The organism is Vibrio sp. 10N, from assembly GCF_036245475.1.
Lineage (GTDB): Bacteria > Pseudomonadota > Gammaproteobacteria > Enterobacterales > Vibrionaceae > Vibrio.
In genome coordinates this window covers 1,064,927-1,088,277 of the sequence record NZ_BTPM01000001.1, presented here as the reverse complement: position 1 = coordinate 1,088,277, position 23,351 = coordinate 1,064,927, and the positions used below count along the sequence as shown (strand labels likewise).

The following is a 23,351-nucleotide window of genomic DNA, read 5'->3' as shown; positions in this document are numbered from 1 at the left end:
TTTCTACCTAGGGGTATAACACGAGATAAGTGTCAAAATTATGACTTCCATCACTCATGCGCAACTCGACTGGAATGAGTCGGGCACCCCGGTATCCGATCAATTTGACGACGTTTACTTCTCCAATGTCAATGGTTTAGAAGAAACTCGTTACGTATTCTTGAAGCAAAACCGACTTCCAGAGCGTTGGCATGACTTTGAGCAGCGCCGTTTTGTCATTGCAGAGACAGGATTTGGCACCGGACTGAACTTTCTTGCCGTCTGGCAGTGGTTTGATCAATTTCGACAACAGAATCCAGACGCCACGTTACAAGAACTGCATTTTGTCAGTTTTGAGAAGTATCCCCTATCACAGCAAGATCTGATCAAAGCGCATCAATCATGGCCCGAACTTGCGACCTACGCAGAGCAGTTGCAAGCCCACTACCCTATCGCCGTACCAGAATGCCACCGCATTGTGCTTGCTGATGGCGCTATCACACTCGATCTCTGGTTCGGTGACATTAAAGACTGCCTACCAAATGTTCCGACACCAGAGCAAGGTGTCGTCGACTGTTGGTTCCTCGACGGCTTTGCACCAAGCAAAAACCCTGAAATGTGGAATCAGGAGCTGTTCAATGGCATGGTGAAACTTGCCAAGCAAGACTGTACTTGCGCTACGTTTACCGCCGCTGGATTTGTGCGTCGTGGACTTATCGAAGCGGGTTTTGAGATGAAAAAAGCCAAAGGCTTTGGCACCAAACGAGACATGATTGTTGGCCATGTTGCTAATAAGCAGCCGTATAGCAATTATGCCCCGCTCTATACCCGAACCAGCAAACCACGCCCTAAACACGTTGCCATCATTGGTGGCGGTGTTGCCAGCGCAACGTTAATTGCCGCTCTCGATCAGCGAGGCGTTAAAACAAGCTTATACTGCAAAGATCCCGAGCCCGCACACGGCGCATCAGGAAATCGTCAAGGTGCGGTTTACCCTCTTCTCAACGGCGAGCATCGCGGCGTCTCTCGCGTCTTTGCTCCTGCCTTCCTTTACGCCAGACAATTTGTCCAGCAAGCGGCAACACGATTTAAGTTTGATCATGACTGGTGCGGTGTCACTCAATTAATGTGGGATGATAAGTCCCAACAAAAACTCGAGCGTATGTTAGAAGCTGACTTCCCAAGCCAGCTCATTCATAAACTCGACGCCGAAACAACCAGTCAAGTAATTGGGGTAACGTCGCCGCACGCCAGTGTCCACTACCCGCTAGGCGGATGGCTCTGTCCTGCAGAGCTCACAAAGGGCCTGATCGATTATTACACCAGTAACGGTAATCTTAGCGCCCATTTTAACGCTGCTATTACCACCATAGAGCAAAGCGAGGACGGTCTGTGGACGCTAAACGGCGTCAATCTCGCTGCTGAAGGATTTGATGCCGTCATCGTTGCGAATGGCCATGAATTTAGCCAATTGGCACAAACCAAGGCACTGCACCTGACGGCAGTGAAAGGACAAGTCAGCCATATTCCTACGACAGCAGCACTCCAAGACATCAAATCGGTGTTGTGTTACGACGGCTATATGACACCGCATAACCCCAACACCATGACTCACTGTATCGGCGCTAGCTACGATCGTAAACATATCGATACTGATTTCGACTCAAAAGCCCAGCAAGAAAATGGGGATAAACTCAAAGCCTGTGTGCCTAATGTGGCGTGGGTAGATGAGGTCGACACCAGCGGCAACGAGTCACGTCAAGGTATACGTACCGTCAGTCGAGACCATTTGCCTTTTGTTGGCCAAGTTGCGGACTTCGACGCACTCAACCACGCCTATGAGGAGCGAGGCAACAAACTTGAACAGTTAACGCAATACTCAGGGATATATTGCTTGTTGGGTCTGGGCTCCCGTGGTCTAAGCTCGGCACCACTGCTTGGCGAACTGCTTGCGTCAGAAATCTGTGGTGATCCGCTGCCATTACCCGTCAATCTGTTGTCTGAGCTCCATCCTTCAAGAACTTGGATTAAGCGCATCAATAAAGCTAAGCCATTGAACTAGCTGCACAATATAAGAGAGTGTACCCTGCACACTCTCTTAGCCTGCAAAATAGGTACAAAAACGTGCTTCCTTCCCCTCTGCAGCCTACGCCACCGTTTTATAAATGAGAATCCTGACTCATTTGTGTGATTTAACTCACAACTATTCGACGTTTTAACGAATCACTTCCATAATTTTTCTTAACACAGGGAGTGTTGATATGAAAGTGATTTGGGCGCTTTGCGTCTGCTGTTTATGTTTGTTGTTGACCCCAGCCATCGCGTCAGAAGACGGTGATACACCTCATGCGACTAATAGTCGGGTGCTCTTCGTCAGCCCTGGCTTTGCAACTGAAAGCTTTTGGCACGATGTCGATCTCTACGCGCAAGCTGCGGCGCATTCGCTGGGCTTACAACTCGAGATCATTCACGGTGATCGTGACCGACTGTTGACTCGCCAAAAAATCGCCGAAAGGATGCAACAACAGCCTGAGCCAGACTTTGTTATCCTCGTAAACGAGAAAGGCATTGGGCTGACTTTACTCGAGTCCATTAACTCACCACACATCAAAGTCACTTTTGTCCTCAACGATTTATCGCCCCTCGACAAAAGGACAGTCTACAGCAACCCCAAATGGACACATCGCCTGTTACCCGGCGTCTTTGCTGATAATTACCACATCGGCTATTTGAGCGCCCAAAACTTATTCATCGAAGGAGGTGAGAAAGCCGGTGACTTTTTGTTAATTTCCGGCGACAAAAACACCCCAGCATCTATTAACCGTGAAGCGGGTGCGACTTCGTTTATTATGCAACAAGATAGCTTAGCAATAGCCCAACGCGTGCATGGTGACTGGAACGAGTCAACTGCTTATCAACAAACTAAAGTGCTCATAAAACGCCATGACAACATTCGCTATATTTGGACCGCGAATGATCACATGGCATTTGGTGCTATCGCGGCGCTAAAAGAAGCCAATAAAGCGATCGGTAAAGAGGTGTTTGTCGGCACAGTAAATACCTCGAATCAAGTACTAGATGCGTTGGCAAAAGGTGAAATATCATCCTTAGCGGGAGGACACTTCACCGCCGTTGGTCTTGCGTTAGTCAAAATTCATTACTACTTGCACAATGAATCTTGGCCACAGCGCACTAAGTACAACTTATTTCGACCTATCTCTTACCCATCTGAGTTCTACGACACGCTGAAAGTTAAAGACTGGCAACAGATTGATTTCCGCGACATTGATATACGAGCTAACCCTATCGACCCGTTTGCCCGCAAAGAGGAGCTCAAGTGACATCGCTCCCCATGAAGACGCTACGGCACAAAATCATCGCCATCATGGTCGTCGCCACGGGTGTATTGGCCATAGTAAATATCTCCATTCAGGCTTACGTCGACTATCAGCAGGAAATGGCGCAAGTCGAAGACAACACTATGCGTCACGTTCGCTCCCTCTACTACCCCATTTCAGAAGCACTGTGGGATCTGGATTTGCGCCAGCTAGAACAGCTATTAATTAGCATTAGCAAGGACAGCAATATTCAAAACATTCAACTTAATGGCATCGAGGGCACTCAACTGAAAGCTAACGTCACGGAGCCATTGGATGTCATGACACACAGCTATGACTTACGCTACAACGGACGTCTGCTTGGGACACTGTCGTATCAAATAGACGATTCGATGATTCAAGAAGAAGTGTTATCGAGACTGACATTGGGGTTTGTATTAAACACTATCGAGGCTCTAGTGATCATCTCAATTGTGGTTATCGTGGTGTATACATTGGTCACCAAACCCCTTAACGAGCTCTATACGATATCTAAAACCATCAACCCCAAAGCATCGAGCAAGCTAAAATTGCCCGACAGCCTAACTGAAAGGCAAGACGAGTTATCCTACGTCGCCAAAGCGCTACAAAACCTCAATAACGCCTCACGCCGTGCCATCGCTGCACAGCGGCGAACCGAGCGACAATTGCTCCATCACCAGAATCAACTGGAACAAAGTATCGACATTCAGACCAAGGCCTACAAAACCCAAAGTAAGCTACACAGAATATTGGCCGATATGTCACTTAACATACTCACCTGTAACGAAGAAAACATGGCGGTGGTCATGTACCGTGCCTTTGAACCGATAGGCCGCCTACTCAATATTGATAGGCTTAGCGTGTTAACAATAGAGAACGACGTCGCCCGTTATCAGTATTCTTGGCGAGCAGACGGCAGCGATAATCCCTACCCCCAAGGCATTAATATTGAATCTATGGTGCTACTGCAACGTCGTTTGCTCTCTTTAGAGCCCATCGTCATTCACGATATTGAAATCCTTAAGAGCCAAGCCGACCCCGAATATAGGATGATGAAAAAGCTTGGTATTGCCTCAGTCGCTATCTTTCCTCTTATCGATGGAAAATCGATATTTGGTCTTCTTATCGCTTCAATTACGGATGGCGCACACGCGTGGAGCGATACTCAAACCGCCATATTAAGCAGGCTATCAACGACGGTCAGCGAAATGCATCTAAGGATTCGCAATCAGAAAGAGATGACAGCACTTCAAGAAGAGTTAATTGAAGCGAACCAGCGCTTACATATCGCTGCAGAAACTGACGAGCTTACGGGCCTACCGAATCGCCGTCCTTTTATGAGCGAACTCGAACATCATACTCATAGCCTGTGCGTCAGTACTATTTCTACCATGATGATCGATGTCGATCACTTTAAGCAATACAACGACCTATATGGGCACGTTCAAGGCGACTTCGCTCTGCGCTACGTGGCCAACACCTTAAAGCAGGTACTGGCTCCGTGTGGCCATTTAGTTGCGCGGATTGGCGGTGAGGAATTTTGTGCCTTATTAGTCAATATTTCTGCTCAAGAAGCGATGACGCTAGCGGAGAAAATGCGTCAAGAGATCATTGCACTGAACATTCCCCACTCAGGAAACGAGCCATTTGGCGTGCTCTCAATATCCATCGGCGTAACACATCAGGTCATCGAAGAACAAGTGACAGCACAACAACTATTAGAAAACGCCGATTCCGCCTTATACCGAGCCAAACAACTCGGTCGCAATCAAGTTCAATCGGAGCCTCCAGAGCTCGATTAGCCTCATGGCGGAAAAAGGTAAATGCAGCTTATACAAACCGTTATTATCGAAACGATAAATTATTGCATTGTTTTGACAAACTGCAGATGCGTACACTGCACAATCTTGCGCTTTTTTGTTCCACTCACTGATTTGGTTCACTTATGAAAAAACTACTATTGCTACTTAGTCTTGCTCTATCTGCAGCACCCAGCTTCGCGGAATCCGAGACTGTACCAGTAGGGATCAGACCATGCTGCGCCTTTGGAACGGGCCTTAAAGCAGAGCTAGGAAGCGTCCCTGTTCCTTTCTACTCCATTAAGAACGTCCTCAATACCGAAGATGTGGATGCACATGTATTCAATGATGGTTCTGCAAGTGTTGTCGGCAGCCTGTTTGGCGCATCCGATGAAGTGAATGGACTCATTTTTACCAATAAAGGCGGCTTTATCGATACGGCGCACGTCAGAGACACCGCGGATTTCGCCTTTTATCTGTATCACTCTCTCAAACAGCGTGACAGCGACAATTATCAAGTTAGCCTGACACCTGAGCTACGTGACCGTCGCATTGTGTTTAGCAACCTCGACAAACTCAATACGGAACAAGATGACGAAGCTAAGCTAGCGGCACTATTGGCGTTTCGTCTCGCCCAGTGGCATGAGATCGCTCAATGGTACGGTCTGGTATCTGTCGGTGGGTTCAAAGAATACCCATCTGCTTTTTCGCCAGAAGATCTGTATTCCAACATGCTTGGTGCGCTTATCGCTTATGAGATCTTCAGAATTAACCCAGACATCACCCAAGATGCATTCGTAGTATTGTTCCCGCAATATTTTCGCAAGCATCTCAACATGCTTGATGCACAAGACGATGACACCAGTATCGAAAAACTCGAAGAGCTTGATGGCATTTGGTGGGACAGCGACAAGCGTCTGCCGAACAAATGGGTAGTAAAAACTCGTGACTATCACTTCAGCCTCGATTTGATACCAAATGTCGTTTCTAATGGTACGCCACTTAGCTTGTCAGCCTTTGCTGATCTTGAACAATACGGACAATTGCAGTTAGTAAAAGCTGACAAGATCCAATCGTTTGATATACTGCCAGCCACATTGACAGACAAAGCTGTGTGGACTCATGAGGAGTTTCAAGCGATTGGCGATATTTCCAAGTCTGTTGACGATAAACACGAGAATAATCGCAACGATGCGCTCACTTTAAAGTTGAACTAAACCATGACTGAGATCCAAAAAAATACCGGCATTAAACGAGTTATTTATGCTGCTCGCTACTCTTGGTACGGCCTTATCGCAGCTTGGAAAAACGAGGCAGCCTTCCGCCAAGAATGTGCTGCACTTGTGTTGGCGGTTATCGTCGCAGCAATGTTAGACGTATCTTTGTTTGCCAAAGCCGCCCTAGTCGGCAGCGTCATCTTTGTCATGATTGTTGAATTGATGAATTCAGCCGTCGAAGCCGTGGTAGACCGCGTTGGTCTAGAGCGCCATGAACTCTCTGGCCGCGCCAAAGATCTTGGCTCTGCAGCGGTATTTCTCGCCATTGGTTTGGCGATGATGGTTTGGGGCTCAATTCTTTGGGTTCACTTTAGTTAGGCATAATTGCCCAGCTTGCAAACAGTTATTGACCTTCGATAGATAGGCTTGAGCATACTTTGTTCAAGCCTTTTTTCATCCTAGCGCCCTATTTTCAATCTCGCTTTTCATAGACTCTGCCAATTTTCATTGACCTCATTTTGCTATACAGTGGCGATTCCAACTCACCGTTACTGGAGCCACTGTGAACCTTCGACAATTGGAAGTCTTCTACGCCATCATGCAAGCCGGAACGGTATCGGGAGCGGCGAGAAATTTACATGTTTCCCAACCCAATGTGACACGTGTATTGGCTCACACCGAACAGCAGCTCGGCTTTTCACTGTTTGAGCGCATCAAAGGGCGGCTGGTTCCGACCCTAGAAGCACAGACACTGCTGCCAGAAGTTGAAAAAATCTATCGCCAGCTTGGCCAGTTCCAAACCTTGACCTACAAAGTCAAAGCTGGGCATCAACACATTCGTATTGGCGCACCTCCCGTGTTGGCCACTAAGTTGCTCACCCCTTTAGTATCTGAATTTGCCCAGCGAAACGCCTGCTCTATTGACCTGACTACCGGTAATCACGCCGAACTATGTCAGGCACTGCTAAATAATGAGCTCGATCTCGCGGTCACGTTTGGTCGTGAAACACCTGCGGGCATATCACATCGCCTATTACTGCAGCAATCGATGACCGTCCTCCTTACCCGTGAGCATCATAAAGCGCTGAGCCCTGAGCTTTCCTCACTCTCACTTTCAACATTGCTTAGCAGTGACATCGGCCTAATCGCACTCGATGAACGCGACCCACTGGGCATGCGCTTGCATGATGCGATAACCGCTCTTAGGGATGACTTTGCACCGACGTTTCGCGTCAGAAGCTACAGTGCAGGCGCCGAACTTGCCAAACTCGGCAGCGGCATCGCCATTGTTGATCCTTGGACTGCGCAGCAATACGCGCTAGAACCCAATTTGGCGCGTATCGCGTTAACTGACGACATTGATTGCTCAATCTCGTTGCTTACCAGCGACGTTCACCCTATGTCTATAGCAAGTAAGCAGTTTCTAGAAACGCTCACCACGACCACCAGCCCATAACCTAATGTTATAGGTTACGCACATTTGAGTATTCGATTGTGCTCGTCGTCCCCGCTATCTTGATAATCCTGATTTACCAATCATTTATCCAGATTCATGAGGGACGATATGAACATTGCTCAGCCTTATCTACTTTTCCTTGGGGACGTGACCGACCCTCTCGCAGCAAAAACAGCACGCGGCATCGTTAAATGGCGACCGGATGCCTGTTTGGGTGAGTTGCGACTGACTGAGCAAACCGTGTCGCTCGGCCTTGAGCCTCTATCATTGGCAGACGCCAAAGCGATGGGGGCCAAAACACTGGTCATTGGTACCGCAAATGCTGGCGGTGTTATCCCGCCAAGTTGGGTCGAGACGCTTGTGCACGCGGCGCAGCTTGGATTTAATATTGCTTCTGGTATGCATCAACGCCTTGATAATATTCCCGAACTAGCGTCACTAGCTCCCCAAAACGCCATTGAGCTGTTTGATGTCAGGCATTACGATGCGCCGCTCGACGTTGGCACTGGCAAAAAGCGTCAAGGAAAACGTCTCTTGACCGTTGGCAGCGATTGTTCAGTTGGCAAAATGTTTTCCGCACTTGCGATCGAAAAAGCTCTCATCGAGCAAGGCTGCCAAGCACGCTTTAAAGCCACAGGTCAAACCGGCATTCTGATTGAAGGTCACGGTATTTCAGTCGATGCTGTGGTCGCAGACTTTATTTCTGGCGCCGTTGAAACGCTTAGTCCAAGCTTTACTGAACATGAGTGGGACATTATTGAAGGCCAAGGTTCGCTGTTTAATCCTTCTTTCGCTGGCGTAAGCTTAGGTTTACTGCATGGTGCTCAACCTGATGCGCTGGTACTGTGCCATGAAGTCGGACGCGAGCACATTCGCCATTTACCTCACGCAGCACTGCCAAGCATTGAGCAGACCATCGAGGCCAACTTAATGGCAGCGCGAGTCACCAATCCATCGGTGCAGTTTGTTGGCATTTGTCTCAATACCTCAAACATTTCTGACAAAGAAGCGAAAGCGCTGTGTCTAAAATGGAGCGAAGAGTTCGGCATGCCCGTCACCGACCCTGTTCGATTTGGTGTCGATGCAATCGCAGATCGTGTTCGCTCACTTTAACCTTGGCCACAGTAAGGAAGCTCACCACATGCTGTCTATTAGCGCTCATCATCACTCAATTAAACTGGAACGACCGTTTAGCATCTCTCGCGGTACGAGAACACATGCAGAACTAGTTCGTGTCACCGTGCGCTATCAAGACTTTGAAGCAGAAGGGGAATGTACGCCTTATCCAAGGTATGGTGAGTCTGTCGATTCTGTCATCAGTCAAATAACGGAGTTTGCTAAAACGCTGACTTTAATGACGCCAAATGAGGCAAGACTTAGCCTGCAATCTTTTCCAGCCGGTGCTGCTCGTAATGCCGTGGATTGCGCATTGTGGGCTCTAGAGGCTCAACTTGCCGACAGTCACTTTCCTTCCCCACTATTTAGTATCGCTCCAAGCATAGAAACAGCAATGACGGTGTCGGTAGCAGAGCTGTCCGACATGGCTGAGCAGGCGAAGGGCTATGTGAGCCAAGGGGCAACACTGCTTAAAGTAAAACTTGACGATCAAGCCGTTGTAGAGAAGATCGCTGCGATCCGTGCTGTAGCGCCAAACGCAAAGATCATCGTCGATGCAAATGAAGCTTGGGCTCAGCTTGACCTTAATACACTGTTTGCTTCACTGAAACCGTTCAATATCACCATGATTGAACAACCAGTGCCAAGTGGCCAAGACCATCTACTCAAAGGGATTGAGCACCCTATTCCTTTGTGTGCTGATGAAAGCTGTCATACCCGAGAGCAACTCTCCGACTTGGTTGATTGCTACGAGATGATCAATATTAAACTCGATAAAACCGGCGGCCTTACCGAAGCACTGGCGCTAGAGAAAGAGGCTCGTACAGCAGGGCTCAGTATTATGTGTGGCTGTATGCTGGGCTCATCACTGGCCATGAAAGCGGCATTACCAATAGCGACCAACGCGGAAGTTGTTGACTTAGATGGCCCGGTGCTACTTGGGAGTGATGTGGAGAATGGTTTAACCTATGATCACGGTCAGTTGAAGTTGTAATTGAATATTTACTTCCACACCGTCATCTTCACGAACACCCGTCATCTTCACGTAAGTGAAGATCTCCCAAAGCGCGTAGCCAACTGAAAAATAATGACTAAGTCACGTGAATCCAATTCGCGGCGCGCATGAGATCCCCTTTTGCAAGGGGATGACGACACTTTTGATACATATTTATAAACAAATCGGGCGCGATAAATCACTTTATCGCGCCCGTTTTCAATCAAAAAATGGTCTATACATCACTTGCCAATTGCGCATCACGACGCTTAATCACAGAGCGTAAGCGCAGCAGCATCAATATGGCCGCAACCGTCAATCCAGTCAGGATGCCGATCCAAAAACCTTTCTCGCCCATCGCTGGCACTATATGATCGGTCAGTCCTAGCACCACACCAAGCGGCAGTGCTAAACCCCAATAAGAGGCAATCGCCAAAATCATTGGCACCTTGGTATCTTTATAACCGCGCAGCGCACCGTTAGCAGAAGTCTGCAGCGCATCACTAAATTGATACATCGCCGTAAAGACTAGCAAGGTAGCCGCCGTCGCACTCACCGCCGGATCCGTGGTATAGAGGCGAATGATCCAGTCCGGGAACAGCAAGAACATCGCCACCGAACACAGTGACAACATCGCCGCCACCACGATACCAATTTTACTGCGTTCCACCGCGCCTAAATCGTCTTTAGCTCCTAACGCGTGACCAACACGGATAGTAATACCAAACGAGATACTCATCGGGATCACATAGGTCATGCTCGAAATGTTGAGCGCAATCTGTGCCGCTGCGACGTTTTCTGCGCCAATGCGACCAATCAAAAGTGCAATCACGGCGAAGATGCTGCCGCACACCGCAATGTTCATCCCAATCGGCAGGCCTAACTTTAATAGGTTGAAGATCTCAGCAATTCGTGGCTTTGCATCGCTAAAGCGAATGATGGTTTTGAAATGATGATGACCGCGAATATAAGAGTACAGTAATCCCGACATCAACCAATACACAAGGCTTGTCGCCCAGCCGCAGCCCACAGCACCAAGTTCAGGGAAACCGAATTTACCGTAAATTAGCACATAGTTAACTGGTATGTTCACCAATAGACCAATCACTGAAATGATCATGGGTGCCTTAGTGTTGTTCATACCTTCACAAAAGCCGTTTAAGGTATAAAACAGCGCAATCCCCGGCACGCCAAACGCCAATGCGTAAGCGTAGTCACTGGCAATCGGGATGATCTCCGATGCCACACCTATCCACTCTAAAATTGGTTTCGCGCTCACCAAATAGGCAATCAATAATGCACTGGAGGTAAGTGCTAACCACACCATTTGAAAGAACTCGATAGAGATACTATCAAAATCACGAGCACCACGATGAAACGCCACCACGGGCGTTAAAGCCATTATAACGCCGCGCAAAAGCAGCAATACAGGGATCCACAAGCTCGCACCAAGAGCAATAGCAGCAAGGTCGGCGGCACTAACTTGGCCAGCCATGGTGGTATCAACAAAACCCATCGCTTGAGTTGCGAGCTGGGTAAGAATAATAGGAACCGACAGGTTCATAAGCGCCCCCGATTCACGGGTAAAGCGAGTTAAAGGACGGATTGTCGTTTGCATGGGAAAGTTCTAACACCAATATAAATGCACCAATATAAATGCACCAATGGAGGCGGGATGGCGAGTGTGCATTTTAGGGTGTGCCTGTCTAAGGCGGCGACAATATAAACACCTTAACGGGTAAATTCAATACTGCTTTAGCCCTAAATCGCTGAAATAATGCAACCAAAATTGTATTGAACTTCATCACAAAAGCACGCAGAATAGCGCGCCTTGCCCTATCCTAGGGTTTACGGCACGTCACGGCGATCTGCCCTCCTCTTTTCTTAAACTGAGTACCACTATGAGTTTTGATTCTTTAGGTCTTTCCCAACCTATTCTTCGCGCAATTAAAGAATTAGGTTATGAGAAAGCATCGCCTATTCAAGAGCAAGCAATCCCAGCTGTCATCGAAGGTAAAGATGTCATGGCTGCTGCTCAAACAGGCACAGGCAAAACTGCAGGCTTTGCTCTGCCATTGATCCAAAATCTCGATTCCGGTACTCGTGTAAAGAGCAACCACATTCGAGCACTCATTTTGACGCCAACTCGTGAGCTGGCAGCTCAAGTTCACGAGAGTGTGTTCAAATACAGTGTCCACCTGCCAATCACATCGCAATGCGTGTATGGCGGTGTGAAAATCAATCCGCAAATGATGAAGCTTCGCAAAGGCTGCGACATCATGGTGGCAACACCAGGCCGCCTTCTGGACTTATATCAGCAAAACGCGATCAAATTTTCTCAGCTCGAAGTACTGGTACTGGACGAAGCTGACCGAATGCTAGATATGGGCTTTTATCGTGACATCAAAAAGATTCTGGATCTGCTGCCTGAAAAGCGTCAAAACCTATTATTTTCAGCCACCTTCTCAAACGAGATCCGTGACCTAGCCAAAGGCTTAGTCAACGATCCGGTAGAAGTATCAGTGACGCCGCCAAACTCAACCACAGCATTAGTTGAGCAAAGCATTTACCTTGCCGACAAAAAGCAAAAGCCGGCTATGCTTGCCAAGCTTATTCACGATGGTAACTGGAAGCAGGTACTGGTATTTAGTCGAACCAAGCATGGTGCAAACCGTCTTGCTCGTTACCTAGAAGGCCAAGACATTACGGCTTTGGCAATACACGGTAACAAGAGCCAAAGTGCTCGTACAACCGCGCTGGCTAACTTTAAAAGTGGTGAAGTCCGCGTATTGGTCGCAACCGATATCGCCGCGCGCGGTTTAGACATCCCTCAGCTGCCACAGGTTGTGAATTTCGACTTACCCAACGTATCTGAAGACTACGTGCACCGTATCGGCCGTACTGGCCGCGCTGGTGAAACGGGTAACGCTTACTCACTGGTTTGTGCAGACGAAGCAAAAGAGCTGTTTTCTATCGAGCGTTTGATTGGTAAGTTGCTACCAAGACATGAGCTGGAGGGCTTCAAACCCGTTCATGAACTGCCAGAATCAAAACTCGATACTCGCCCAATCAAGGCGAAAAAGCCTAAGAAGCCGAAAAAGCCTAAGCCGCAGCAAGCACAAGGTCAGCAAAAGCAAGGCAACAGCGCAGCTTCAAAGGAAAACAAAGGTTCAGACAAGCCACGCAAGCCAAGAAAGTTCAATTTCAAGCGCAAACCAAATAGTGGTGGTGAACAAGCAGCGAACAAGTCTCGCAAACCAAGACCAAATCGCTCTCGCCCTAATAAAGCGAAACCAAGTTAATTCGCGAAATACAAAAAAGGCTCACAATATATGTGAGCCTTCAGATTGCTGACGAACCCCGCTTTTTCAAGCGGGGTTCTTTTTTCGGAGCGGCCGTAGGCCGCGATCGCGATATTTTTTGTTAGATAGCGTTCTGAAGTGAGTAAGGCTTAAATCGGCATACAGAGGCTAGTATTTGACTTATTTCTGCCTTATTTAGGCCCATTTTTCGCAGATAGCTCACCACCAACGCTATCTTCTTGATGTTTTGAGCGGCAGCGGCTAACCAACATTGCATTTGCACTTTTGCGAGACCGCGGTAGCGCGCGTAACGGTGGCCATGGTGTTGTTTTGCATCGGCGAAGCTTCGTTCTACTGTTTCACTTCGCCTCCGATACGTCTTCTTTCCGTAGCTAGAGAGTCGCATTTGATTGGCTCGCTCCACCGTCTCACTATAAAGGTGACGCGTTATGACCTTCTGCATATTTTCACTCTTAGTACAGTCGTCCCGAACGGGGCAAAACGCACATTGTTTCGGGTCTGAAGCGTATGAGCGATAGCCTGCGCGTGTTGTGGTTTTATAGATAAGTTCTTGCCCTTCTGGACAGCGATAGGTATCGGTCTCTTTTTGGTATTTGAAGTCTTTCTTCTTAAATTTGTTCTTAGTTCTTGATGGGCGGCGATACCCGAACACACCTAATATACTGCGGCGCTCGAGTGATTCAGCAACAGGCGCAGTGAAGTAACCTGCATCGATACCAACTGCGATAGGATTGAGGTTGAACTGCTCTAGTGTGTGATCGAGACGACGGATATAGGGCTGTGAGTCATTCACATTCCCCGGTGTTGCGTATGTGTCTACGATGATACCGTGCTTACCATCCACGGTTCGGTGGTCAAGATAGAAGAAGCCTTGAGGCTTATTGTCTCGTGTCATAAAGCCACTTTCAGGGTCGGTGGTGCTGACTTTAGTGTTTTTGACGTCTGTCTTTGGTGGCGTCTCTTTGAATGGATTTTTACCTTCAGATTCTCGGTCTGCAGCCACATCTTCATTCAGCATATCAAGATAAGCGCCTGCACTAACTGGACGCAGACGATTCATGTGCTTGTTCTTGTTAGCATTGGCTTTAAGGTGTGTACTGTCAGTGAAGAGCTCCTGTCCTGCGACTAAGCCTTTCTCCATCGCTTGAAGCACTATGTTGTTGAAGATGCGCTCAAAGACGTCAGTACCATTGAAGCGTCGAATTCGGTTCTGGCTTAACGTCGAAGCATGGATAACTTTTTCGGTCAGTGACATTCGTAAGAACCAACGATAAGCGACGTTCACTTCAATTTCTTTGACCAGTTGGCGCTCACTTTTGATGCCGAATAGGTAGCCAAGCAGAATGATTTTGAATAAACGCACAGGGTCTACGGGTGGGCGGCCATTATCTTTGCAGTATAGATGTGCCACTTCGTCTCTGATGAACTCGAAGTCGATGGCATTATCAATTTTACGAACGAGATGATTCTGTGGAACGAGCTGTTCCATGGTTACCATTTCGAGTTCGTATTGCTGAGGAGAAGGTTTTTGAAGCATATCGGAGTATCCATATTTCGATACTCCTATTAGATCAAAGGTCTAGCTTGAAAGCTAGACCTTTGTCAGCAGTCTGAAGGCTCACAATATATGTGAGCCTTTTTCTTACTAATCAATAAATTAAGATATTCAACTAGACGATTTATTATATTAAGCACTTGCGTAAATAACGCTTCCGCCTTTAATCGTGTCGATGATTTCTCGTGACAAATGCTCCGGCAATGCAGGGCAACCCCAACTGCGTCCTAGATAGCCGTTTTGTTTGAGAAACGACTCATTCGCGTAATCTGCACCATGAACAACAATATAGCGCTCACGAGCATTATCGTTAACCCCTTTGCTCAATCCATCTAGGCGTAAAGAGTAACCGTTCGAACCATAGTAAGTAGAATCAGTCAAAAAGGTGCCCAGCGATGTCTTGCGAGAATTAATAATATTAGAGAACTTAGTCGCTGTTTTCTCACCACTATTAACACCGTGCGAGACGTAAGTGTTGAACACCAATGATTTCTTATCCATATCAATGACATAAAAACGTTTTTCTGTCGATGGCTTAGAATAATCAATAATGGTTAACAGCGATTTACTGCGGTTAGTGGTTTTCTCATAAGCAAGGTATGCATCCTTAAATAATTGAAAATCCAGCACTCCCTCTAATTGTGCACTGCTATACATACGTTTAATCGTACCTGATTCTAATTTTACTTCGCTACGTGCGCTGTGGGAAAACAGTACAATGGCCATTAATGCCAACACCCACAACGGCGAAAAAATACTTTTTACCATTATTACAACAAGTTAAGCTAAGTTAAATCTATTTACTGGACGCCAATGTCCCTAATAAGCTGCCAATAATAGCTTAATCATTCGCCAAATAGAAACGCATTTAATGATTTTTACATCATTATTTGAATGTGATCGTGAAACTAATATAGTCTAAAAAATTAAAGCCTTTCACATCAATTGTTTACTAAATTCCATTAAACAATTTCATTAAATGAAAGTAGTTAAATACTCATCCAATTTCAGACATTACATTTCCTACATCATAAATTTAGCAAGGGAATATAGTCGCTAATATCTTTTATCTTCAATAACTTATTTAAACTTTCTGCTAGCGATTACAACAAGTGCTAGAACACGACTCAGTGACTTTGATTCACTTCGACTGCTTTGAATGGCGTCACCCAAGCGTTTGCTTACAGCAAGCCGATGATCAGATCCCGCTTTAGCGTAACAACAAGCCCCACTCACCCCCCTTCTCTGAGTCGTTAGATTCTATGAAGAACAAAAGATCCGAAATTAGTCCCACACGAGCACAGATTTCCCTTATAATCAGCGGCCATCTTTGCCACGACACCCTAAACTTACATTGTTGTGGTCAAGAGAACACGGTCATCTGCTTTTAGGAACATAGAATGTCATTTTCATCACAAGGTTTTTCACCAGAGATAGCACAAGCCCTCACTGAGTGCGGCTATGAAAAACTCACCCCTGTTCAGCAACAGGCGATCCCTCATGCACGTCGCGGACACGATATCCTAGCTCATGCACAAACGGGAACGGGTAAAACGGCTGCATTCTCTTTGCCAATCATCCAACAGTTGCTGGATGCACCAAAGCAAGTTGGCCGTGCAACGACTCGAGCACTGATTCTGGCGCCTACGCGCGAGCTCGTCGATCAAATTGCTAATAATATTGCGGACTACACTAAGTATGTCGACCTCACGGTCACTGCTGTTTACGGCGGTGCTAAAATGTCCTCTCAAGAGCGTAAACTTGAGAATGGTACCGATGTGTTAGTGGCCACACCGGGTCGTCTGATTGAGCACATTGAACTAGGCAATCTCAACCTCGCAAACCTTGAGTTCCTGGTTTTCGATGAAGCTGATCGCATGCTGGACATGGGCTTTATTAGCGCTATTCGCACTATCATGAGTGGTGTGTCTGGTCACCCACAAACTATGCTGTTCTCTGCTACTTCTTCAGCGCAAATGAACGCGTTGGCACAAGATCTTCTTCGTAAGCCGAAGCGCGTTATTGTTAATGAAGAAAACTCAACGGCCGCGACGGTTTTCCACGTAGTTTACCCTGTTGATGAAGAGCGTAAGCTAGAGCTTCTTTCTGAACTTATTGGCCGTAAAAACTGGCAGCAAGTTTTGGTATTCGTAAACTACAAAGAAACCGCAAACGAAGTTGTTAAAGAGCTTAAGCTAGATGGTATCAAGGCGGTTCTTTGCCACGGTGATAAAGCGCAAAGCTCACGCCGCCGTGCTCTGGAAGAATTTAAATCTGGCAAAGCCCGTGTCATGGTTGCGACAGAAGTAGCAGCGCGCGGTCTTGATATCCAAGGTCTGCCACACGTTGTGAACTACGACATGCCGTTCCTTGCAGAAGATTACGTTCACCGCATTGGTCGTACCGGTCGTGCTGGACAACAAGGCCATGCTGTTTCTTTTGTAAGTCGCGACGAAGAGTTGACGCTGGTACAAGTTGAAAACCTCATTCAGCAGCGTATCAAACGTATCCAACTTGCCGGCTACGAGCCAAAAAGTCGTGATGCCCTGCTGACTAAGATGCACAGCAAACCGGCTTACAAAGATCGTCAAGGTCGTAAGAACAACCCTCAGCAAGAGCAAAGTTCTGCCGAGCGACGCCTGAAGATGATGCGTGCAATCCGCAATAAATCGAAAGGCGCGTAATAACGCCGCTGTCTTTTAAAAACGCCGCTGACGTGATACGTCAGCGGCGTTTTTTTATCGTTACTAAGCCAACGCTAGATCTTGCTTTTATTGTTATGTTATAACATCTTATTATTTGAATTTGGCAGATATCGATATGACAATTCCCTCAATCAATCAGGTACTTCTGGTTGCTGGAACACATGGCAACGAGCTTTCAGGCCTTTACTTACAAAAACTCATTCGAGATGGCGTGTACCAAGCTGACCGCTCGACCTTTCAGGTCAAAAGCACAGTGGGCAATCCTCCAGCAGTAAAGAACAATACCCGTTTCATAGACATAGACCTAAATCGCGCCTTCTCATCTGCGGACTTAGAATCGGACACCAACGAAAGACGTTTAGCGGCGGAATTTGTTAAGCAACATGCCAACAACGAAAATCAATTGATTATCGACCTACACAACACCACCAGCAATATGGGTGCAACGCTGATTCTGCTGTCAAACGACCCTTACTACACAAAGATGGGTGCCTACGTCAAACAGCGCATGCCAGAAGCGAATATCCTGTTTGAAGACCGTAAACCTTGGCAAGACCAACCGTATTTGTGTACGACTGGTCAGCATGGACTGATGCTAGAGGTCGGTGCGCAAGCCCATGGCTCACTCAAGTACGAGACTCTAGAGCTAATGAAGAACTTGCTCACCGCAGTACTCGACTATATTGAGAACAGAAACTTAAACAATACAGTCCAGCTCAACGATTACGAGGCTTATGGCTATATCGAAGAGGTCATGTTTCCTCTCGATATCGATGGAATGCGCCTTGCGACCGTCCACCCAACGCTTTGTGGTAGAGACTTTGTCGCCGTTGAGCCAGGCGAGCCTATTCTAGCCACCTTCCTTGGCTACGATGTGCACTGGCAAGGTAAAGACACCGTCTATCCACATTTCATCAATGAAAGTGCTTATTGTCAGAGTAATATTGCTATGGCGGTGGCAGAGAAACGCCTCGTTCGCGTGAGCTAGAGATCAAAAAGGCGGGACTAGAATCCCGCCTGTTTAGTTAATTAGAGAGTGATTACGTTTAAACACTGGTGACACAAGCAAGGAGTCGCTGTTCGATGGTCTCATCAAACTTATGCGCAATAAGCTCAATTCGACTTTCCGCACAATCATCCAGCTCCATTTCGGTTATCCCATCTGATGTCAGGTTATAACCAAAAATCCCCATATTGGTAATAAACACCGCCTTCATGCGCTCGACGTCCAAGTCTAGAAGAAGCAGCGCGAGTTTTTGGCGATCAAACACTTTGTCTGGGGCAAATCGCCAGCCGATACTCTTAAACCCTTCCCCTTCATTTTCTGCCTTGATTATACCGCTCTCCGGCATTGGCAACTCTGAGGCTAGCGGTTTTGACGAATGATGATGGTGATGATGGTGGTGATGCTGTTCATTGGCTAGCGTCGCTCCTTCAAAGGCTGAAAACGGAATATTGCCGTGCTCTGCAAATATCACCTGAGCATCGGGGTGGCCGACCTGCTCAACATATGCTTTCAGCAACTGCTTCTCATCAGCTTGATACAAATCGATTTTGCTGCCGACGATGGTATCCGCAATCGCAATCTGCTGATTGAATGTCTCATGGTTGGTATAGCGAGTATCGGAGAGCTTTCTGGCATCAACCAACGTCAGTGTCTTTTGCAACGATAACACTGTTTGATAATGTTCAGAGGACAGCACTTCGAGTACTTCTTTTGGATGCCCGAGGCCTGTTGGCTCAATAAGTAAACGATCTGGCCTTGCCTCGTGCAATAGCTGGTTGAGTGCAATTTGCATTGGAAGTCCCGCAGCACAGCACATACAACCACCAGGAACCTCGCGAATGAAGACCTGTTCGGCCTCACCGGATTGTCCTTGTACTAAGCTGCCATCGACTCCAATCTCTCCAAACTCATTGACGAGCACTGCCCAGCGCTCATCGGCAGGTTTATCCTTGAGTAGATGTAAGATTGCCGATGTTTTTCCGACACCAAGAAATCCAGTGATGATGTTGGTTGGTACCGCTTCAATACGATTGCTCTTTTCGTTCACTGTGAAATTTTCCTCAAACTGGTTCATTTACTGTCGCGTCTTTAAAGACTATCGTCTAAAGCACAGTCGCATCGCGTTACTATCAATGAAAGCGGGCTTAGTATCATCAAACACCATTTGACCGTTAACCCAAGTGCGCTTCACTCGAGAGGCAAATGAATGACCTGCAAATGGCGACCAGCCACAGTGATAAAAAGTGTTGTCATGAGTAACCGCAGTCACTGAATCATTGTCTATAAGCACAAGATCGGCAAAATAACCTTCACGGATAAAACCTCGACTCTCAATACCATAGCGCAGCGCGGGGTTATGCGCTGTTTTCTCTACTACATCAGTGACGCTCAACCTGCCGTAATGGACATGATCCATCAGTGTAAGCAGTGCGTGCTGCACCAATGGCAAACCCGCTGGTGCTTTGTCGTATTCAACTTGCTTCTCTTCAAACGTATGTGGGGCATGGTCGGTCGCGATGATATCGATTTGACCCGTTTTGATCGCTTCAATTATCGCATCACGATCGCTTTGATATTTTACCGCTGGATTGCATTTAATCAGGTTACCCTTCTCTGCATAGTCTTGATTAGTGAACCACAAATGATGCACACAAGCTTCTGCTGTAATACTTTTGTTTGCTACCGCTCCGGCCTCGAACAAGCTCAGCTCTTCTTCTGTTGTGATGTGCAAAACATGCAGCTGACTTTGATGTTTCTTAGCCAGATCGACCGCATAAGATGAAGAGGCATAACACACTTTGTCATCACGCAGTATTGGGTGATCGTGAATAGTGAACTCAGAACGAGACTCAAGCAAACGCGCGCGATTCTCAGCGATCACCGCGCCACTTTCACAGTGCGTCACAATCAATACTGGTGAATCTCGGAAAATCTTATCTAACGCTTCCGGATGCTCCACCAAGAGGTCACCGGTCGATGCCCCCATAAACACTTTTACCCCGCAGTGTTTAGTAGGATCCAGCCTTTTTATTTGCTCCAAGTTGTCTTCTGTCGCACCAAGATAGAAGGCGTAATTGGCAGCGGAGCTTTTGGCCGCAATGGCATACTTCTGCTCAAGCGCCTCAATGGTTGTTGTGGATGGACTCACGTTTGGCATCTCCATATAACTCGTGATACCACCAGCGACAGCCGCGAGCGACTCTGTTGCAATTGAGCCCTTATGAGTTAGCCCTGGCTCTCTAAAATGTACCTGGTCATCAATCATGCCAGGCATCAAGTAGGCCCCTTGTGCGTCAATCACTTGCTCGTTAGGCAAAGCACTAAGATTTGGCGCTACCTGCTCGATGCGTAGTCCTTTAATACGCACGTCCGTCTCTCGAACTTCGCCTTCGTTGACGACTTTTGCGTTGATGATTAGTGTTGATGACATGGGGTTACTTAATCTCCTTGGTATGTTCTATTTGTCTGGTTTCACGAAACAGTCATCGCAAACACAGTTAATTTCCAACTGAGGGCTCACGACGGTAAAGCCCTCTTGCTCGGCATTGGATTCCAGATTAGTGATCGTCGAGGGGGGAATAGTTTGCTCAACAATTTTGTCGCATTTACAGCAAATCAAGAACTGTGGAACTCCATGTTCGCAGTCGCGATGAATGTGGGCACAGGCGATAAACTTATTTGAGGTGTTCAGCTTGTGAACTAAATGTTCACTCTCCAAAAACTCGAGAATACGATAAACAGACATGGCCTGAAGGGTTTCTCCAAGCTCGGTTTTGGCATAATCGATGAGCTCGTAAGCGGACAACGCACGTTTTGAATGAAGTAGAGTCAAAAGCACCTGTTTACGTTTTGTCGTCAGACGCTTCCCTTGCTGCGAGCAATGCAGCTCTGCATGCTGAATCAAACTGTCAATGGTGTTCATAGTTCACTCGAGATAACACTGGAAATCACACAAATGTTATAACATAACATTTGTGTAGTGCAATCTTTACTAGTGCAGCGTGAAAAGCATAGTCACTCAAGCGTAACATTTGTCACGTACGCTTCTTTGATAATCAAGGAAGAACTATGCTCAAAAACGCCCGCATTCAAACCAATGAACTGATGAGTTACTTATGTGAGTCTGTGCTCGCAGGCGAAGAGTATGCACGTGTCACTTTTGGGCGGCTACTGGTTTAAAGGTTAATTTCGCCCCTAACGTATTGAGTACCATCGCAAACACCGCCTAATGCCAACGCTTAGGCGGTATTCTGCTTGCTGGTTTTTTAACCTTTCGACCAATCCCCACAATTATTTTAATGACACCGTTCATAGAAACCACTACCATTCACTATCGCAAATCAATCTCATTATCACCGCTGCACGCTCTGTTTTCTACTATGACTATCTCTCACAAAGACTATTACAAGATTGCCCTACCCTTCATTATCTCGACTGTCACGCAACCACTGCTTGGGGCAGTTGATACTGCTGTCATTGGCCAACTCGGCGTTGCAGAGCTTATCGCAGGGGTCGCCGTCGGTACGGTGATTATGAACACCTTGTATTGGTTGTTTGGCTTCTTTCGTGTCAGCACGACGGGTCAAAGTGCGATGGCATTAGGTAAAGGTGATCAAAGCCTGCTGGCAAGCAGTCTGATGCGGCCATTTGTGCTCGCAGCGTCTGTTGGACTGATATTTATCCTGTTGCAATCTTTGCTCTGGCAAGGGGCCCTTTGGATCATCGAACCCGAAACGGACGTAGCCCAACAAGCAGAAATCTATTTCTCGATTCTTATATTTGGTGCCCCATTTGTTTTGCTCAACTACACCGTTATCGGCTGGTTGATGGGGCAAGCAAAAGCGAAAGAAACGCTCTACACCCAAGTCTTTGGCAACGCTCTGAACATCGTACTAGATGCCGTTTTTGTGCTCTACTTTGACCTTGGCGTTGCAGGGGTTGCCTATGCAAGCTTGATCTCTCAAGTCGTGATGTTCGCCATTGGTATGAGCTTGGTTTTGAGAACATCAGGAATATCGTTGTCATCACTTATGACAGCTTCAAAGATGACCAAAAGCGATCTTTCGACCATAATCTCATCAAACACCGACCTGCTGCTGCGCACGGTGTGCTTGCTGACATTCTTCAACATGATGGCACGAACGGGCGCTCAACTTGGTACTGATACACTCGCGACCAACGCTATCTTGATGCAGATTACATTTATCGTCAGCTACCTTTTTGACGGGGTGGCGAATGCATCGAGTGTCTTTGCTGGCAAAGCCGTCGGGGAGAAAAATCCATCAATGCTGGAGCGCGTTTTGACCCTCAATTTCCAATGGACTGCGGGTTTAATCGTTTTGCTCACGCTCGTTGTCGCTCTATTTCAAGCTCAATTGGTTTACCTATTTACAAGCCTAGAGACCATCGTAGACTTGTATCAGGAGATGACACCGTGGCTATTGGTGTTCCCTCTTGTGGCAGGGTTCGGCTTGACTGTTTACGGCATCTTTACCGGTACCGGAACGACAAGACCTGTGAGAGATTCGAGTATTGCGACGCTAATTGTGTTTCTTGCCGTGCAAGCATTGAGTGTCGATTTATGGGGTAATCACGGGCTGTGGCTCGCCTTTACACTGTTCTACTGTGGCCGTATTGGCTTCTTGTATCCATTTATTGGTCAAGTAAAAAAGAAGTGTATTGAGTCTAAAACGCCCATCAACCTATCCACAGTAAAAATGGCTAAAGTACATTGATAAAAGCGCTCATTAAGAGCGCTTTTTAATTAAACAGTTAGCTTATTTGATGCTGAGAAGAGGCAAAATCAGCTTGGGATCCCACTTCTCATCGAACGGTGTCGAT

18 protein-coding genes are annotated in these 23,351 nt (G+C 47.0%); 12 read left to right on the top strand and 6 right to left on the bottom strand.

Features of this window, described 5'->3' with window-relative positions; all coding sequences use genetic code 11:
- Positions 1–40 precede the first annotated feature (40 nt).
- The 8 genes from mnmC to dgcA all read left to right on the top strand — a co-directional run bounded on the left by mnmC (position 41) and on the right by dgcA (position 9,920).
- Positions 41–2,041 carry a bifunctional tRNA (5-methylaminomethyl-2-thiouridine)(34)-methyltransferase MnmD/FAD-dependent 5-carboxymethylaminomethyl-2-thiouridine(34) oxidoreductase MnmC gene (gene mnmC / locus AAA946_RS05230; protein WP_338163914.1) on the top strand — a complete coding sequence of 667 codons (2,001 nt, stop codon included), beginning with the start codon at positions 41–43 and terminating at the stop codon, positions 2,039–2,041.
- A 199-nt stretch (positions 2,042–2,240) separates the two neighbouring features.
- Entirely contained in the window at positions 2,241–3,320 is a 1,080-nt protein-coding gene (locus AAA946_RS05225; protein WP_338163913.1) for an ABC transporter substrate-binding protein, read from the top strand.
- Positions 3,317–5,140, top strand: a complete 1,824-nt coding sequence (locus AAA946_RS05220) for a GGDEF domain-containing protein (protein WP_338163912.1) — start codon at positions 3,317–3,319, stop codon at positions 5,138–5,140. The genes AAA946_RS05225 and AAA946_RS05220 overlap by 4 nt, the downstream gene beginning before the upstream one ends.
- 143 nt (positions 5,141–5,283) lie before the next feature.
- On the top strand, positions 5,284–6,354 hold the full coding sequence (locus tag AAA946_RS05215; RefSeq protein ID WP_338163911.1) for a DUF4056 domain-containing protein: 1,071 nt from the start codon (positions 5,284–5,286) through the stop codon (positions 6,352–6,354).
- Between the two features lie 3 nt (positions 6,355–6,357).
- A complete protein-coding gene (locus AAA946_RS05210) occupies positions 6,358–6,732 on the top strand; it encodes a diacylglycerol kinase (protein WP_338163910.1) in 375 nt (124 codons plus the stop codon).
- 184 nt (positions 6,733–6,916) lie between these two features.
- Positions 6,917–7,810: a LysR family transcriptional regulator gene (locus AAA946_RS05205; RefSeq protein WP_338163909.1), complete on the top strand. Its 894-nt coding sequence runs from the start codon at positions 6,917–6,919 to the stop codon at positions 7,808–7,810.
- Between the two features lie 108 nt (positions 7,811–7,918).
- Positions 7,919–8,923: an N-acetyltransferase DgcN gene (gene dgcN, locus AAA946_RS05200; protein ID WP_338163908.1), complete on the top strand. Its 1,005-nt coding sequence runs from the start codon at positions 7,919–7,921 to the stop codon at positions 8,921–8,923.
- Between the two features lie 31 nt (positions 8,924–8,954).
- On the top strand, positions 8,955–9,920 hold the full coding sequence (gene dgcA, locus AAA946_RS05195) for an N-acetyl-D-Glu racemase DgcA (RefSeq protein WP_445206091.1): 966 nt from the start codon (positions 8,955–8,957) through the stop codon (positions 9,918–9,920).
- Positions 9,921–10,155: 235 nt separating this feature from the next.
- On the opposite strand, the gene AAA946_RS05190 is transcribed toward dgcA, so the two are convergent.
- Positions 10,156–11,538, bottom strand: coding sequence for an MATE family efflux transporter (locus AAA946_RS05190; protein ID WP_338163906.1), 1,383 nt, complete (start codon positions 11,536–11,538; stop codon positions 10,156–10,158).
- Positions 11,539–11,821: 283 nt separating this feature from the next.
- On the opposite strand from AAA946_RS05190, the gene AAA946_RS05185 reads away from it, so the two are divergent.
- Complete coding sequence (locus tag AAA946_RS05185; RefSeq protein ID WP_338163905.1) at positions 11,822–13,222, top strand: DEAD/DEAH box helicase; 1,401 nt, start codon at positions 11,822–11,824, stop codon at positions 13,220–13,222.
- A gap of 121 nt (positions 13,223–13,343) precedes the next feature.
- Here AAA946_RS05185 and AAA946_RS05180 read toward each other — a convergent pair whose 3' ends face one another.
- Positions 13,344–14,780 (bottom strand): IS1182 family transposase, encoded by a 1,437-nt coding sequence (locus AAA946_RS05180; RefSeq protein ID WP_338163447.1) that lies wholly within the window; start codon positions 14,778–14,780, stop codon positions 13,344–13,346.
- Between the two features lie 150 nt (positions 14,781–14,930).
- A complete protein-coding gene (locus tag AAA946_RS05175) occupies positions 14,931–15,455 on the bottom strand; it encodes a murein L,D-transpeptidase catalytic domain family protein (protein WP_445206090.1) in 525 nt (174 codons plus the stop codon).
- 743 nt (positions 15,456–16,198) lie between these two features.
- On the opposite strand from AAA946_RS05175, the gene AAA946_RS05170 reads away from it, so the two are divergent.
- Both AAA946_RS05170 and AAA946_RS05165 read left to right on the top strand, forming a co-directional pair.
- Positions 16,199–17,482 carry a DEAD/DEAH box helicase gene (locus AAA946_RS05170; protein WP_338163903.1) on the top strand — a complete coding sequence of 428 codons (1,284 nt, stop codon included), beginning with the start codon at positions 16,199–16,201 and terminating at the stop codon, positions 17,480–17,482.
- 136 nt (positions 17,483–17,618) lie between these two features.
- A complete protein-coding gene (locus AAA946_RS05165; protein ID WP_445206057.1) occupies positions 17,619–18,491 on the top strand; it encodes an aspartoacylase in 873 nt (290 codons plus the stop codon).
- Positions 18,492–18,549: 58 nt separating this feature from the next.
- Here the strand turns inward: AAA946_RS05165 and AAA946_RS05160 are convergent, their stop codons facing one another.
- Genes AAA946_RS05160 through AAA946_RS05150 form a run of 3 tightly spaced genes read right to left on the bottom strand, consistent with a single transcriptional unit; the run spans position 18,550 to position 21,432 of the window.
- The gene (locus AAA946_RS05160) at positions 18,550–19,584 is read right to left on the bottom strand and encodes a CobW family GTP-binding protein (protein ID WP_338163902.1); all 1,035 of its coding nucleotides are present in this window, start codon (positions 19,582–19,584) and stop codon (positions 18,550–18,552) included.
- Between the two features lie 21 nt (positions 19,585–19,605).
- The gene (locus AAA946_RS05155; RefSeq protein WP_338163901.1) at positions 19,606–20,940 is read right to left on the bottom strand and encodes a dihydroorotase; all 1,335 of its coding nucleotides are present in this window, start codon (positions 20,938–20,940) and stop codon (positions 19,606–19,608) included.
- Between the two features lie 27 nt (positions 20,941–20,967).
- Positions 20,968–21,432: a Fur family transcriptional regulator gene (locus AAA946_RS05150; RefSeq protein WP_338163900.1), complete on the bottom strand. Its 465-nt coding sequence runs from the start codon at positions 21,430–21,432 to the stop codon at positions 20,968–20,970.
- A 457-nt stretch (positions 21,433–21,889) separates the two neighbouring features.
- On the opposite strand from AAA946_RS05150, the gene AAA946_RS05145 reads away from it, so the two are divergent.
- Positions 21,890–23,245 carry an MATE family efflux transporter gene (locus AAA946_RS05145; protein ID WP_338163899.1) on the top strand — a complete coding sequence of 452 codons (1,356 nt, stop codon included), beginning with the start codon at positions 21,890–21,892 and terminating at the stop codon, positions 23,243–23,245.
- Positions 23,246–23,351: the final 106 nt, after the last annotated feature.

Bases quoted from the DNA above. Each gene is read 5' to 3' on its own strand.
- mnmC (WP_338163914.1), top strand. From the start codon at position 41: ATGACTTCCATCACTCATGCGCAACTCGACTGGAATGAGTCGGGCACC.
- AAA946_RS05225 (WP_338163913.1), top strand. From the start codon at position 2,241: ATGAAAGTGATTTGGGCGCTTTGCGTCTGCTGTTTATGTTTGTTGTTG.
- AAA946_RS05215 (WP_338163911.1), top strand. From the start codon at position 5,284: ATGAAAAAACTACTATTGCTACTTAGTCTTGCTCTATCTGCAGCACCC.
- AAA946_RS05210 (WP_338163910.1), top strand. From the start codon at position 6,358: ATGACTGAGATCCAAAAAAATACCGGCATTAAACGAGTTATTTATGCT.
- dgcN (WP_338163908.1), top strand. From the start codon at position 7,919: ATGAACATTGCTCAGCCTTATCTACTTTTCCTTGGGGACGTGACCGAC.
- AAA946_RS05190 (WP_338163906.1), bottom strand. From the start codon at position 11,538: ATGCAAACGACAATCCGTCCTTTAACTCGCTTTACCCGTGAATCGGGG.
- AAA946_RS05185 (WP_338163905.1), top strand. From the start codon at position 11,822: ATGAGTTTTGATTCTTTAGGTCTTTCCCAACCTATTCTTCGCGCAATT.
- AAA946_RS05180 (WP_338163447.1), bottom strand. From the start codon at position 14,780: ATGCTTCAAAAACCTTCTCCTCAGCAATACGAACTCGAAATGGTAACC.
- AAA946_RS05175 (WP_445206090.1), bottom strand. From the start codon at position 15,455: ATGTATAGCAGTGCACAATTAGAGGGAGTGCTGGATTTTCAATTATTT.
- AAA946_RS05170 (WP_338163903.1), top strand. From the start codon at position 16,199: ATGTCATTTTCATCACAAGGTTTTTCACCAGAGATAGCACAAGCCCTC.
- AAA946_RS05165 (WP_445206057.1), top strand. From the start codon at position 17,619: ATGACAATTCCCTCAATCAATCAGGTACTTCTGGTTGCTGGAACACAT.
- AAA946_RS05160 (WP_338163902.1), bottom strand. From the start codon at position 19,584: ATGAACCAGTTTGAGGAAAATTTCACAGTGAACGAAAAGAGCAATCGT.
- AAA946_RS05155 (WP_338163901.1), bottom strand. From the start codon at position 20,940: ATGTCATCAACACTAATCATCAACGCAAAAGTCGTCAACGAAGGCGAA.
- AAA946_RS05150 (WP_338163900.1), bottom strand. From the start codon at position 21,432: ATGAACACCATTGACAGTTTGATTCAGCATGCAGAGCTGCATTGCTCG.
- AAA946_RS05145 (WP_338163899.1), top strand. From the start codon at position 21,890: ATGACTATCTCTCACAAAGACTATTACAAGATTGCCCTACCCTTCATT.